Genomic DNA, 15,437 nt, shown 5'->3' on the forward strand with positions numbered 1-15,437 from the left:
AATAAAATTTGGGAGGTATCATTATGAGTGTAAATCACGGTGCAAATTTATATGAACTTTCCGCAAAATACGGATTTTCAAAAGAGGACTTCATGGATTTCAGTTCAAATATAAATCCATTTGGCTCTTCAAAAAAGGCTAAACAGTATGTAATAGACAACATAGACATGGTTTCAATGTATCCTGATCCAGAATACGTAGAGCTAAAAAAATCTATATCAACATATTGCAAATGCAACAGCGAAAATATAGTACTTGGAAGTGGTGCAACTGAGCTAATATCTTCATTTATCGGCACAGTTAATCCTAAAAAAGCGGTACTTGTTTCTCCAGCCTACTCTGAATACGAAAAAGAGCTTAACAAAATTGGCTGCGAAATTAAAAAGTACTATTCTAAAAAAGAAAATAACTTTGAAATAGATCCTATAGACTTAGCAAATACTGTCAAAGAAGGTGGCTACGAATTACTTATAATCTGTAACCCTTGCAATCCTACAGGATTTGCATTTTCTAAGGATCAGATAAGAGAAATAGTATCTACTTGCGGCTCTTATGTTATGATTGACGAAACTTATGTTGAGTTTACAGATACGTCAAAATACTCTTCTACTCCACTTGTAGACGAGTTTTACAATTTATTTGTCATAAGAGGAACTTCTAAGTTCTTCTCTACTCCTGGTATCAGACTTGGATATGGACTTATCTCAAACAAAAAGGTTAAAGAAGCCATAAATAAAAGACTTGACCTTTGGAATATAAACGTTGTCGCATCTAGAATGGGTGAGATTATGTTTGTCGATGATGAATTTATCAATGAAACTATCGAGCACATGAGCAAGGAGAGAGATTATCTTGAAAGTGAATTGAGATTCCTTCCAGGTGTTAAAGTTTACAACACTTACGGAAACTTTGTTCTTTGTGAGATAATTGATAGAAGAATGACAGCAGAAGAATTGAGAAATGCGCTAATTCCAGAAAGAATAATAATCAGGGATTGTGCGTCATTTGATGGATTGGATGAATATTTTTTTAGGGTTTGTATATTAAAACCTGAGGAAAATATATTACTTATTTCTGAATTAAAAAAAATATTTGGATAGAAAAAAGAAAGGTAACAGTTATGTGCTCCAGGCTTCAGCGCCCCACCCGTTAATATAACACATTTAGCGGTTGTGGGGCGCTTGCAGTATTGTCGCTTATAACTTGTTACCTTTCTTTTTTAATGCAAGTAAACTGTTTAATAGCAGATAATAAGTAATATATCTTTCCTCAGGTTATTATTTTACAAGATTTAAATTTATATTCTAGTGAGATTAGTTGATTTTAAGCTAATAAATCACATAAATATAATTCATCTTTTTTATTTTTATTTAATGATTTATATTTTCTTATTGCCTCCACTAATAAATCTACATTTGATCCATAGTAATCAGCATAAAATTTAGTTTGATTTTTATATTTTGTTCTTCCAATAGATATATTTTCTTTTGCAAAATCTTTTGGTTTTTTACTTGATTTAACCTTTTGAAAATTATCGTAAAGTCCCTCAGATAATATTAATAATATTTCCAACTCTGGTTTTGTACAATATTTTTTTACAGAAATTATTTTATTAGCGTATTTTTTTGGTATTCTTAGTTTATCCGTCAAACCATCACCTATTCGAATTACTTCAACTTCTCCATTATACATATTTAAATTGTTTTGTACCATAGTTGACTTGTCTATTTGTCTTGCATGATATGCAGTTAATCCTACTAAATCATCCATTGTATATATAAGCTTATTATTCTCTAACAATATATTTATTATCTCTAATTCGTTTTGACCCTCACACATTATAAGAACTTTACTCATTAATTTATACCATTAAGTCCTTTTTGAAAGTCATTAAATCATTATAGTCTACATTTGTTTTAAATGTATCTTCATAGAACCGAGCACTTTTTAAAATATCATTTCTTATTTTTTCATCTACATACATATTTAATAATGATATTTTTCCATCTTCAAGTCTAGAGATTAATATATTATCTTGTCTTTCAAATAAATTCAATAATTCGCAATAGTGAGTAGAGAATATTAAGCTAGCATTATACTTATTGATTTTTTTATCTTTGTATAAAGAAATCATATTATCCACTAATGTTTTGTGGAAATGTGTTTCTATTTCATCCACAATTAAATCTATTCCCTGAGTTAAAGATATTACCATTAAAAGATATAATAATATTCCCTTTGTTGTACCACTAGACAAAAGATATAGCAGTTCTGTTTCTGAAACGATTTTTTCACAATTACTATATTCAATTATGTAATTATAAGTATCCTTTTTTTCTATTCTTTTTATATTTGTATCGAACAACTTAACAATATCCATAAATATTTTCTTATCTATTTTATATGTGTCTATAAGATTGAACACTTCTTTATATGTATTCGCACCTTTTCCAAAACTATCAAAATATAAGGCTCTTTCTTCAGAAGAATTTAATACAAAGAATAATGTTGATATATCTTCCGGTAATTTACTTTTAAATTCAACCACTTCAAATTTATCATCATCGTAAATTTGGTTTATTGAAGATTTGTAATATCTCTTTTTACTTATTTTTTCATTTTTGAAAATAGCTTTATTATATATATCATTTTTAACTAAATCTGCTTCATACTTATAAATATAGTTTTCTTTTATAAAATATATTTTCAGATTAGTATTATTATAGTCATAGTTTTTATTTTCTACTCTAAAGTTTCCAAGAATTGAGTAACAGCAATCTAATAAATCCAAAGCTGTTGTTTTTCCAGATGCATTTTTACCAACAATAGCCAACGTATTAAATCTATATAGATTTTCTTTTATTTTTTGTAGTTCATATTCTTTATCTTGAGAATATATTCGTGACTTTGGCAAAAAATCAATAGAAAAATTATCTTTGCAGTTTTTAAAATTATTTGCCACAACTTTTAATAATTTCATACTTAACACCTCCTATTTACAGTATATATCATTGCAAAGCTAATTTCAAACAGATTTTACGTTTAAATAAAGATATTTTCTTTATAATACATGTAATTTTTATAATTTAAAAGGGATTGGTGAGTTTTACCAATCCCTTTTGTTGTATATATTTTAAAATATTTTATTATTCGAAGTCTATATCGAAGTTCATTCCACCTATCTGAACAGTATTTTTATCTTTTAATACACTGTTGTCAGATTTTTTATTTACTAAAACTATACCATGGTTTTTAGCTATTGTTGAAGCTGTTAATGCATCAACTAAAGTTTCTCCATTTGCTAGGTATAATTTATCTGATCCTGAGTAGAATTCGTCTATAACTTCTCTATTTGTTGCATATCTATCTTTTCCTGCTAATCTTTCTGCGTTGTATTTATCTGCTATTGATTTATTAACTACAGAAGTTCCACCAACAACATAGTATTCAACTCCAGATTTTTTAGCATGAGTTGAAGTTTTTCCATTAGTTAATAGTATAGGAGCTTCGTATCTAGCTGCTATTGCTGAAGCTGACATAGCATCTGCTTCACCTTTGAATCCATTAACTATGAATGCATTTGAGTAGTTGCCTAATTTTTCAGCTACTAATTCTGATGTTTCAACTCTATTTTTTCCACCGATTCTTTCAACTTTTATGTTTGCAGCTGTTATCTGATTTGCAACTTTCTGGCTTATTGCATTTTCTCCACCTATTATGTATACTTTTTTAACTTTTTTGATTCTATCCATTGTCGCTTTAGGGATAGAGTCTTTTTTAGTTAATAGTATTGCTCCATTTTCTTTACCTGCAAGACCTGAAGCTGCTAGACCGTCAGACATTGTAGATGTTGCATTTACAAGTACTACGTTGTCATATGAACCTAGTTCGTCTGCAACTTTTGCTGCTGTTTCGTATCTATTTGCTCCGATTACTTCTTTGTGAGTGTATACTGGTTTTGAAGGTTTAGATGGAGTACTTGGTACAGATGGAACACTTCCTCCACCAGTATTATTTCCATTTGTGAAATTATTTTTGCTATCTTTATCTGTTATAACTAATCCAGAATCAGGATTTAGTTTTCCATTTATTGTACTTCCTTTTGTTAATTCTGCTTTAGCATTCTCTCCAACTAAGCTTATAACTGGTGCTTTATCTGAATTATTTTTCTTAGAAGTTATATTTCCTTGTAATGATACTTTAGAAGTTCCTGTTACAAGTATTGCAACATCTCCACCATTTGATAAATCTAAGTTAGCATCTTTTATTGTTATACCTGTTGAATTAGTTATTTTTATTAAAGATTTATCTTTATATCCTGAATCACTTGATAATGTTTTTCCATTAAAGTCTATTGTTACATTATTACCTGTTATTTCTAAATCATTAGTTAAAGCAATATTTTTTTCAATTGTCACAGTTTTTCCTGCTGCATTGTTTATCGCAGTCTGTAAATCTGTATATACTACTCCATCTACACTTGCAACAGCTTCTTCCCATTTAGCATAGTATGTTTTTCCCACTTCAAAACTTGTTATAGCTTCATTTTTAAATTCTGTATTATCATACCAACCTTTAAATATATATCCATCTTTAGTAGGTGTACTCAATTTTCCTTCTTCTATCTTAATTGTATTATCAAAAGTACCACCATTTGTAATTGCAACTATTCCATGTTTATCACTTAATCCGGTTTCTACTCCGCTTGTTCTAGGGTTATCACTAGTGTCTTTAACATAAATAACCGCTTTACTATTCATTGGACTATTATTTTGTCCATTAGTAACACCTGTTCCAAAAGTTCCTTCACTATATTCTACTTTTTTACATTTAGTTAGGTCCACAACTTTAAGACTTGGACATTCATAAAATGCTCTATTATCAAATTTAGCACTATCTGCCTTTAATCTAAACAATTCAAGGGCTGATGCATAACGGAAAGATCCACTTTCACTTGAGTAATTTTTTACATCAATATCTACCTTTTTTAATGTAGATGTTTCATAACCAAATTTATATGCAGGGAAATTTGTTTCCTCTCCTGTAATTAAAAGTTCTTCTATATTAGGAAACGTATTTTGACTGAAATTAGTTGCATTTTTCCCATCAATTACAACTTCTTTTATTTTTGTATTATTATGAAACATTTGTTGCCATAAATCATCATCTTTTCCTTTATCATTTTTTAACTCTCCCAAAATAGCTACTTTTTCTAAACTGCTAACTTCGGAATAGATTCCTGTGCTTCTAAAAGGATTATCTGTACAAATTACTTTAGAATCTTTTTCAATAATAAATTCTTTTAAAGGTGAGTTTGCAAATATATCTCCATCAAGTTTTGTTTCTCCTTTAAAGGTAACTTTTTCTAGTTTTTTACAATCGACAAAGGCATAATTTTTTATTGTTTTTACATTTTTAGGTATTACTGCCTCTTCTACAGAAGTACCCATAAATTCATTTTCTCCTATAGTTTCCACTTTATCACTTAGTGTGAATTGCTTTAGTTTACTATTAGTTAAAAATCCTTTTGGAACTTCTCTTACATCTATATTTATTTTATTTAATCCAGAATTACTAAATGCATTTGAGATATTATCTCCTCTAAGACCTATTTTATATTTATCATTTAAGGTAAAATTATTTAAATTTTCCATTCCATAAAATGCATATGCACCAATATATTTCAAGTTATGCCATTTATCGAAATCTATATTGAATTTTGTATTACGTAAAGCTGCACAACCAACACCAACAAAACTATCTGGTAACCATTCTGTTAATGAAATACCTTCACCCAAACTTGTACATCCATCGAACATACTTGTTGGTAGATAAGCTCCAGTATATACATTAGTGTTTGAATCTTTATCAGTTATTGTTGGTGCATTAAATCCATTGTCCCAATTTACAGTTGTTAAAGCAGAATCTCCTAAAAAAATATAATCCCCTAAATCTTTTATAGATGCTGGTATATTAACTTTCTTTAATGCTGTTAAATTTCTAAATGAATTATCTCCAATAGAAGTAACGCTATTTCCTATTTTAACTTCTGTTATTTTATTTATATAATCTTTCCATGGTCTATCATCATTATCTTTTGATACAGTAAAATCTTTCATATTTCCTGAACCATTTATAATCAATTTATAACTATTATTATTACTTTCTAAACTCCACTTTAAAGTATCATTAGTTGTCATACCACAACTTCCGCTCATAGGAGTTGAATTCTGTTCAAAAGAAATATTATTATCTTCTTTATTTATATTTTCTTTTTCTACTATTGTTTCCTTCAAAGTATTTGATATATTCTTATTATCTTTTTCTAAGGCAAAACTCATACTAGTCTGCATTTCTAAAGCCATACATAAAACAAGTACGGAAGAAGTGTATTTTTTAATTCTTTTTTTATTCATTTTTTTCTCTCCTTTATAATTTTTTCGCTCTGTTAACTTGTTTACTATTGAATCTCGACACCGATAGGGTTTACAATGATTTCACTCAAAAACATATTCCCCCTTTAGTTCATAAATCTTTAATTGAAAATCTACCCTAAAAAATTTATAATTTTGTTAGATTTATTTGTTATGCAATTTTTTTAACTTTTGAAATCAAGTTTAACTCATCGATTTGTTTCTCTTTTCGAGAGTATTTTTTTCATATCAAGTTAACAAAACCTTTTTTCCAATAAAAAAGCACAGAAAAACTATACTCCTCTATAGGAATACAATCTCTCTGTGCTTATAGTCGAATATATAATTTTTTGCATCAAAAGATACAGACATTAAACTACTCTGTCTGTCTGTCTGTCTGTCTGTCTGTCTGTCTGTCTGTACTGATTTTCCCAAACAACTGGCATAACGGTCAACTCCTTCTGATACAAAAACTTATTATACCTATTATTATAGCAAATCATACATATTTTTCAACTTCTTATAAATATAACTTTTTAATCTTTTTATAAACAAAATTTATTTTTTTCATTTTCTCACAAAAACAACAATTAATTAATTTATTTTTTTAAACATAAATTTCCAAACTTTTTACAAATTAAAAAATTACAAACATCTCTTAACTAACATTCAAACATATTTTCCCTTTCTCCAAAGAAATTACTAAACTAGTCACAAAAATAAGGGAATGCTGAATATATCATATTCAACACTCCCTACTTAATTCACACTAATTAAATTATCACTACAATTTTAAAATCGGTCACCCATTCTGCTAAAGATGGAAATAGCCAAAAACTACGACAATCTGGAAGCACCCCACAACAAATTTAAGGTTTTAACCTAACTTGTGGGGTGCTGAAGCCTGGAGTGTTTTTGGCTATGACATCTTTTCTTACTGTAAATCATTCAGTAATTCTTCTATATCCATATCTATTTCTTCATCAAAGTCATCCAAGTCAGTTTCAAATTCAAGATACTGAGTATCTACATCCGCATCGTCATCGATATCACTTATCTCGATACCAGATGCAAAATCATTGAATATACCTGACTCTCTATCATCTGTATAATCAGAAAGATCCCCCTCCTCATAAAGAGGGTTTTCTAACATCTTCTGATCTAAATCTATCTCATGATAGTGTGAAAGCTCCTCTCCACTACCAAGCTCTAAAAATCTATAATTACCTTTCCAAATATTTCTACTCATATCTACCACCTCCGATAAAGAATTTATTAGAATCTATACCGCTTATTCCTTTATCAGCAGTCTTATAAATCTGGTCTATGATTTCTTTTCTTCTAGTATCATCTTCCTCAGAGTACATAAGCTGCCCAAAGGCATACATTTCTGTAATCTCATCAAATAAAATTTCCTTAACATCATCAGCTTTAAGCTTGTCGTATTCGTGACCTAGCTTAGCAAATACATAGTATAGTTTTTCATTCATTTCTCTTATGTAGTATGGGTACATATTGTCTATAATATGGTTAAGCTTTTTAAGAATTTTTTCCATAAATAGGTTTAATTTATCGCTTTCGTTTTCTTTAAGCATTCTATAGACATGTCTTCTTCTATCGCTAGGAGATAGGACAAAGTCTAGGTTTCCTAGTATTATCTCGATATCATTTAGACCGTCTTTTAGCATATATGCTGTGTCTGCAAATGTATCTCCAAACATTCTGTATATGCTTCTATCTGGTTTTATATCTTCTCTTTCAAATAATTTTTCTCCACTTTTTTCGATAACATCAGGCATATACACACTTAATGTATCTATATTTTCTTTCTGCACCTGAATTTCATCATAAAGCATATTTGCTAGATTTATTCTAACCTCATCAGTTATATTATCCTGTTCAAGAGTTTCTTTTACAAATTTTCTTACGTTATAAAGATCTGCAAAGAAGTTGTACATTATCATATCGTTCATAGCTTTTGCCCAGTTCCGATATATTTCTTTATTACTAGCTTCTTCAATCATATCTTTTTTAGAGCTTAAAAATACATCTCTTAAAAGTTTTTCAACCATTCTTGTTTTTAGGTATACTCTTACATACTCATTTTTAAATCTTATATCTGTAGCAGAATAGTCTTTGTGTATTTTTTCTTCGTCGCTCTCTTTTATTGTAATGATATCAACTATATCCTTATCTGGTATAGCCATTATTTCTTTTTCTTCAGATTTCATAAATCTAACTATTCCATCTTCAGCTCTTACAAATAATGGGTTACCAGATTTTGTAAATCCTATATCATTTCTTTCAACATCTGGGATAGAGTTTATATCCATTATTTCTTTATTTTTATCGCTTAGGTATAATCTAAATATATTCTTTCCATCGTATATTATGTTTTCTCTACCAACAGCTATTCTTCTGCAATCTTCAAATTTTACAGATACTACATTTTTCTTAGTTTTTTTGTTTATTAGGATAAGATTGTCCGCATATCTAACTAGCAGCATATTTGAATTATTGTAGTCAAATCCTCCAATATTTCCAGATATTCTACTAAATACTATATCGCTATCTGCAGGAAGATTTCCTATTTTTCTGTTTCCAGCTACCATTTCTTCAAATCCTCTTGGTAGAATTCTATTTATATTATTTGCAAATATCTGTACACTTCTAGCTATTATTGACTCTCTTTCTATGTGGAAATATCCCTTAAATGAGATCTGGCTTCCTTCTATTAGGAATCTTTCTATATCATCGTAGTATATTTCAAATCTATTTTTCCCTCCGATGAATACAAATTTTTCATGGTCTTTATTTATTCCACCCATATATACTTTATCGTCGTCTAATACGAAGAAGCATTTGTCGTCGTTTATTTCAAAGATAAAATCTCTCTGGTTTTTGCATATTAGAGAGTAGTCTTTTATACTCATTCTTATTTTTAAATTTCCAGGAACTTCTTTTGATCCTCTACCACTATCTACAAGGAATGGAACATTTTCGTCGTATATTAGTATCTCCTCTTTTTCTAAAGAAGCAGATAGTTTTATTTTGTGTTCTGAGTAGCTATATACATATCTTGTCCCACTATCAGACATTGCATCGTCATCATTTCCGATTATTATATTTCCCAAATTTGTTATGAATAGCTTTTTGCCAGCAGATGAGTATCTATTGATTCCCTCTAAGCTGAACCCTTCAGATAATTCATATATTATTTTTTCGCCTAGTTTTAACATCGGTATCAACTCCAACCTAAAAAAATTTTAAAGTGCTTTTTTTAAAATTATTGCTGCCTGATAACTCAGACAGCAATACTATTTAATTATTATTCAGTTTTTTCAGCCATTATTTCTTCATAAGTCTGGTCTATTATTTTTGAGTAATCTGTGAAGTTTTTTCTAGATTTTAACTCTTCTTTTAATGCGTTGTACGCTTCTTCTACCTGTGCTTTGTCCATAGTTTTAGCTTTTAGTCTAAAGTCTTCTATTTTTAAGTCACAGTATCTATCGTATTTTTCTATGTATCCATCGAAACCTTTAGCTTTTATAGCAGATAGCTGTTTCTGTGCTTCTGAGTATACACCAGTATCTCCACCTACAAATACTTTGTAGTAGTTTCCGATTTTTATCATTTCACCTTTTAATCCTTTTTTATCAAGGTTTGTTATTAGGCTTTCAGCATGAGATTTTTCTTTTAATGATCCAGCATAAACTCTGTAGTATTCTCCACCCTGTTTAGCTTTTTCCATTTCTTCTGCTCTTTTAGCTTCTTCTGCTGCTATTTTTTCAGCTTCGGCTTTCTTTCTCCGCTCTTCTTCTTTTTTCTGTTCTTCTAGCTGCTGTTCCTGTTTTATCTGCTGCTGTTTTTCTGCTTCCTGCTGTCTTTTTCTATTTATAGTTAGGAAGTATCCACCTGCAGCTATAGCAACTATAAGTATAGCTATTATGAAGTCTAGTTTTTTTCTAGATTTTTTGTATTCTTCGTCTTTAACAATTACTACTTCTTCTTCGATTTCAACATCGTCACCTTCGTAATCGTCGTCAACATATTCTACTTCTTCATCATCGTCGTAGTATTCTTCTTCATTATCTTCATATTCTTCATCTTCAGAATCGTCTTCATCAGACTCTTCATCATCGTAATCTTCTTCTTCGTCTTTTTTTCTTCCAAATATAGAGAATATTCCTCTTTTCTTAGGTTCTTCTTCTATTTCTTCCTCTTCTTCTTCAGCCTCTTCATTTATTCCAGCTATTCTAGATATTTCCTGTAAGTCGTCCTCTTCTGTTTCAACTGATTCATTATCTGCAGCCACTTCTTCTACTGTTTCTTCAGCCACATCATCGTAATCAGTATCTTCATCAGCTTCAACTTCAGATATTTCTTTTTTAAGTTCATCTACTGCTTTTTTAGCTCTTTCAACAGGATCATTTAATTTGTCAGCTTCTTCTTGTTTTAATCTTTCAGCTCTTTCAGCTTCTAATTCCTGTCTTTCTATATTTCTTATAGCTTCTCTTCTTCTTCCAAGGTCAACGTGTATTTCGTGGTCATCAGCTTCATTTGAAGGAACTTCCACATCTTCAGCCGCTGCTTCTTCTACAGTTTCTACTATTTCCTCATCAACTGCATCTTCAACTACTTCTTCTACCTCTTCTTCAACTATTTCAGGCTCTACTTCTTTTACTCTAACAGCTGGTATTACTAAAGAAGGGTCTATTCTTCTAGATAATTTGTTTCTGAACGGCTCTGATTTATCGGCATTTTCAAGCATATATGCGTATTCGTCCATGTCTACATCTGCTGGAACTGTTCTTTTTATAGTTGCAGGAGTTGTAGCTTCTACGCAAGATTTATTATCTCTAAAGTATTTACATGCTTCTTTCCAAGTATCAAGTTCTATTAATTTTCTATCTTTTATTATTGCAGTTAAGAAGTCGCTGAAGTTTTCTTCACCAAATTCACCTGCTACAGTAAGTCGCATAGCACCTTCTATTAGGCTTCTACTTTTTAAGAATTCTAATAAAACTGTAGCTGCTGCAAAGTCATATATAACTCTTCCACCAAATCCATACGCTTCATCAGCTTCTAGATTTTCTAAAGTTAATATTCTTTTGAATTCTTCTTCTATAGTATCGTTAAGTTCTGCATTAGATATAAGTTTTACTCTTCTTAAAAATTCAATATCTACTATGTTCTTTTCTTCATTCTGTTCAACGTGCTGTTTTTCATCCGCAGTTTCGTCTTTTTTAGATCCACCAGCTAATATTCTATTAACTATAACTATAATTTCTCTTTTTAGCTCCATTCTTGCATCTGCTGGATTCATAAGGAAGATTTCAGCACTTTCTTCTTTTCTAAGACTAAGCTCTCTTAGAGTCATAGTTAAGACTTCCATATATATGTTTAAAACTTTGTAGTCTTTCTGAAGTCTTTTTATCTTTTCAGAGTTATCCATTTTATCATAGTAGTTGAAACTCTGAAGGTCTGCCTCTTTTAAGTTTTCTATACCGTCTCTTTTTGCTATGTTTATGTATTTTCTACATTTAGCATTTATAAGCTCTATATCGCTTTCTAATTCATCTATATCCGGAATATATTTTTCAAGTATCCATTTTGATATGATTGGTTCTGTATTTCTTGATAAAGTCTTATAAAATAGTACGTTATATTTTAATAATTCTATATATTTAACTTCATTTAACTCAACTTTTTCAAATTTTTTATTTAGTATGTTGTCTAATTTTTTGTTTGTTTTACTTTCCTGTTTTAAAAATCTCTGTGTTACGTTTAAAACAGTTCCTTTTATTATACTATTCAAACTATTCACTCCTTGCCCAACAAATTTATCTATAATATCAAATTTATTTATGTATTATACGATTTTTTGTCAACTGACTTTGTCAGCTGTACTTCTATATTATATCATTTATAAGTCAATATTCCACTTATTATCATACCATTTTTTTAATTTATTTTCATTATTCTTGAGTTTTATATTTTATTTTTTTATAAATAAAAAAACTGTTACAGAATATCTTTTTGAAAGACTTTCTTGTAACAGTTTTCAGTATATGTTTTTTAATTTTATAAATAAAAAAAGACGCTGATAAATTATCAACGTCTAACAGTCTAGCGATAGTGAGCAAGTCTATAAGCGGAGTTCTGTATTAGATAATCATCTTTCTAGGCTTATTGTCACCAATAAGCTCAAGCGACCTACCAACCGGAGAGTACGAGCAATACTCTTTAGCCCTATTTTGGTCTTGCTCCAGGTGGGGTTTACATAGCCGACTAGTCACCTAGCCGCTGGTGAGCTCTTACCTCGCCGTTCCATCCTTACCATTGCTGGCGGTTTATTTCTGTTGCACTTTCCTTAAGATCACTCTCACTAGGCGTTACCTAGCACCCTGCTCTGTGGAGCTCCGACTTTCCTCACGCAGATTTCTCTGCCCGCGATTATCTGGCTTACTCACTGTTAAATTAACTATGTTAGTTTACCACATAAAAAACTTACTGTCAAAAGAATTTATTATAATATCTAATAATATCAATATTTTTCTTAAAAAATTCATCTAATAGTATTTATATTATTATCTAATAATTGTCCATAAATTTATTCTATTTTTATATAGTTTATATTTACAATTGCCGTTATAATTATATATAGATAAAATTTTTAGAAAGGACATAAATTTTTGAAAAATAATCTTTGAAAAGATAATATTTTTTTCAAATTATTATAGATATGAACAAACATTTAAGAAATTTTATTTCGGTGATTCTCGTCGCAGTTATGGCTTTTAGTGGCTACAAGATTGTGACGACGCTTCTAGATTACAAGAAGGCAAGTGATACCTATACTGAAATTCGGGAAAACTACAGTCCTGAAGCTGAAGAAGGTTTAATGGAAGATGATTTAAAAAATATAAATCCAGACTACAGACTTTGGCTTTTCGTTGAAAATACAAATATAAATTATCCAGTTGTGTCTTATGGAAATAACGACTACTACCTTTATAGAGATTTTCTTGGTCAGGATTCAAAATCTGGTACTCTATTTATGGATTACAGAAACAATTTTGAAGAGGACGAAAGCTCTGTAATATATGGACATAATATGAAGAACAAAACTATGTTTAATAATTTAGAGCTCTTCAAAGAGAAGAACTTTTGGAACAAGGATTCTTTGATTCACATATATAGAGGAGATTATGAGTATATTTACGAGCCGTTTTCTGTATTTGTAGCAAAACCAGAATTTGATTACGTCAAAGTAGATTTCGATGGAGAAAACGACTTCAATGAATATATGAATCAGGTAAAAGCTAGTTCCACATATTGGAATAAGGATGCAGCTCCAAAGTATAAAGATAAGATATTGACTTTATCTACTTGTAGCTACGAATTTGACGATGCTAGAACAGTTCTTGAAGCAAAACTAATCGACAAAATACCTGTTGAGTAATTAATATAGATTCAAGGTTAAAATATTATAAAAGTAAGTGTTATAAAGGTTGAATATTATAAGGGGGGATTGATTTATGGATACTTCTACAACTGATTCAAGATTTGCCAGTGAAGCAGAAGAAAAAGAATATAAGAAAAATATTCTAAAAATAGCTCTCTTCGTTGGAGAGCTTATGATAAAAAACGGTGCAGAAACTTCAAGAGTTGAAGATAGCGTTCTTAGAATCTGTAGATCTCAAGGTTTTTATCATGCAAATGTCTTTACAACTCCAACAGTTGTAATAATTTCAGACGAAAAATTTGACGGATTTTGTTTTATGAAAACTATCGACAAGAGAGGAATAAATTTAAATAAGATTTCTATGCTAAACAATTTTTCAAGAGAGTTCTGCTCTGTAAAAAATCCAGATATAGATAAATCTATAGCTGAATTATACGAAATAGATAGAGCTAAACCTTATCCACTTTGGTTCTTCTATTCATGTACAGGTCTTGCATCTGCATGTTTTGCTTGCCTACTTGGAGGAAACCAACTTCAAAACTTCATATTCACATTTATAGTTGCCATAATAGGGGATATTATCTATGACCAGACTATGAAGATAAGTTCGATTTCTGCATTTTCGTGCGTGGTTGCTTCATTTGTAATAACAATACTCGGTGTTGTACTTACTGAACTACATATAATAAACACACCTACAATGCTTATAGTTGGATCTATCATGCCACTTCTTCCAGGGGTTGCCGTTATAAAATCTATACGTGACCTTATATCTGGAAACCTAATATCTGGTATATCTAGGGTATTTGAAGCTTTTATGATACTTTTATCTATAGCTTCAGGAGTTGGGGTTGTTCTTGATTTATGGTTCAAATTAGGAGGTGTTTTATAATGGGAGATATGTCTTTATGGGCTCACTTTATATTTGCCGCCGTTGCAACAGCTGGATTTGCAGTGTTCTTTAATGTACCTTTAAAACTACTATTCCCATCTGCTATTGTTGGTGGTATTGGTTGGATTGTGTACTTAGTTATTATGGAATTTACAAACAATACATCTCTATCAGGATTTTTAGCAGCCGCTTCTGTATCGGCTATGAGTGAAATCCTTGCTAGAAAAATGTATCAACCTGCAATTCTGTTCGTTATTTCAGGTATACTACCTCTAATTCCAGGGATTGGGCTTTACAACACAATGCTTGCAATTATTCAGGAAGACTACCTATTAGCCGCTACAAAAGGTGCAAGTGCTATGCTTCTTAGCTGCTCTATAGCTCTTGGAGTACTTGTTGTCACTGCCCTTGTTAGAACTGTAAATATTTATAGATTTAAAGGTGACTTACTTGCCAACCTTAGACCTATACTTAAAAAACGTGAATTTAATATAGAAGCGGATCCTCATACAAAGAAAAAGCCAGGTAAAAAGAAACTTGGTAAGAATATTAAGGTAAAAGAAAAAGACTTCAGTGGACTTGTAACTGAACATACTGCTGAATTTGAACTTCACTTACACGATGAAGATGAAAAATAAATATATTTAGAAAATAAAAAAAAGAG

General features: G+C 30.1%; 11 protein-coding genes and 1 other RNA gene. 4 read left to right on the forward strand and 8 right to left on the reverse strand.

The features are described from left to right. The first annotated feature begins 23 nt into the window (after positions 1-23). Positions 24-1,100, forward strand: coding sequence for a pyridoxal phosphate-dependent aminotransferase (locus tag ACK2WN_RS07315; RefSeq protein WP_416155252.1), 1,077 nt, complete (start codon positions 24-26; stop codon positions 1,098-1,100). A 223-nt stretch (positions 1,101-1,323) separates the two neighbouring features. Here the strand turns inward: ACK2WN_RS07315 and ACK2WN_RS07320 are convergent, their stop codons facing one another. From ACK2WN_RS07320 to rnpB, 8 genes are all read right to left on the reverse strand, one after another. Next, positions 1,324-1,857 carry a hypothetical protein gene (locus tag ACK2WN_RS07320; RefSeq protein ID WP_416155253.1) on the reverse strand — a complete coding sequence of 178 codons (534 nt, stop codon included), beginning with the start codon at positions 1,855-1,857 and terminating at the stop codon, positions 1,324-1,326. A gap of 4 nt (positions 1,858-1,861) precedes the next feature. Next, a complete protein-coding gene (locus ACK2WN_RS07325) occupies positions 1,862-2,980 on the reverse strand; it encodes an AAA family ATPase (RefSeq protein ID WP_416155254.1) in 1,119 nt (372 codons plus the stop codon). A gap of 166 nt (positions 2,981-3,146) precedes the next feature. Further along, positions 3,147-6,416, reverse strand: coding sequence for a cell wall-binding repeat-containing protein (locus ACK2WN_RS07330; RefSeq protein ID WP_416155255.1), 3,270 nt, complete (start codon positions 6,414-6,416; stop codon positions 3,147-3,149). Positions 6,417-6,784: 368 nt separating this feature from the next. Then, complete coding sequence (locus ACK2WN_RS07335) at positions 6,785-6,916, reverse strand: hypothetical protein (RefSeq protein WP_416155256.1); 132 nt, start codon at positions 6,914-6,916, stop codon at positions 6,785-6,787. Between the two features lie 431 nt (positions 6,917-7,347). Beyond that, positions 7,348-7,662, reverse strand: coding sequence for a hypothetical protein (locus ACK2WN_RS07340; protein WP_329998571.1), 315 nt, complete (start codon positions 7,660-7,662; stop codon positions 7,348-7,350). Next, entirely contained in the window at positions 7,655-9,652 is a 1,998-nt protein-coding gene (locus ACK2WN_RS07345) for a hypothetical protein (RefSeq protein ID WP_416155257.1), read from the reverse strand. Before ACK2WN_RS07345 ends, ACK2WN_RS07340 begins: the two co-directional genes overlap by 8 nt. Before the next feature lie 89 nt (positions 9,653-9,741). Next, positions 9,742-12,231 carry an SPOR domain-containing protein gene (locus ACK2WN_RS07350; RefSeq protein WP_416155258.1) on the reverse strand — a complete coding sequence of 830 codons (2,490 nt, stop codon included), beginning with the start codon at positions 12,229-12,231 and terminating at the stop codon, positions 9,742-9,744. A gap of 317 nt (positions 12,232-12,548) precedes the next feature. Further along, positions 12,549-12,885: RNase P RNA component class A (gene rnpB / locus ACK2WN_RS07355), an RNA gene on the reverse strand. A gap of 273 nt (positions 12,886-13,158) precedes the next feature. Here rnpB and srtB point away from each other — a divergent pair. The 3 genes from srtB to ACK2WN_RS07370 all read left to right on the forward strand — a co-directional run bounded on the left by srtB (position 13,159) and on the right by ACK2WN_RS07370 (position 15,411). Beyond that, entirely contained in the window at positions 13,159-13,878 is a 720-nt protein-coding gene (srtB, locus tag ACK2WN_RS07360) for a class B sortase (protein WP_300530632.1), read from the forward strand. Between the two features lie 76 nt (positions 13,879-13,954). Then, positions 13,955-14,773 carry a threonine/serine exporter family protein gene (locus ACK2WN_RS07365; RefSeq protein ID WP_118549834.1) on the forward strand — a complete coding sequence of 273 codons (819 nt, stop codon included), beginning with the start codon at positions 13,955-13,957 and terminating at the stop codon, positions 14,771-14,773. Next, positions 14,773-15,411 carry a threonine/serine exporter family protein gene (locus ACK2WN_RS07370; RefSeq protein WP_300530629.1) on the forward strand — a complete coding sequence of 213 codons (639 nt, stop codon included), beginning with the start codon at positions 14,773-14,775 and terminating at the stop codon, positions 15,409-15,411. The genes ACK2WN_RS07365 and ACK2WN_RS07370 overlap by 1 nt, the downstream gene beginning before the upstream one ends. The last annotated feature ends 26 nt before the right edge of the window (positions 15,412-15,437 follow it).

The sequence above is a fragment of the Peptacetobacter sp. AB800 genome, assembly GCF_047807365.1.
GTDB lineage: Bacteria > Bacillota > Clostridia > Peptostreptococcales > Peptostreptococcaceae > Peptacetobacter.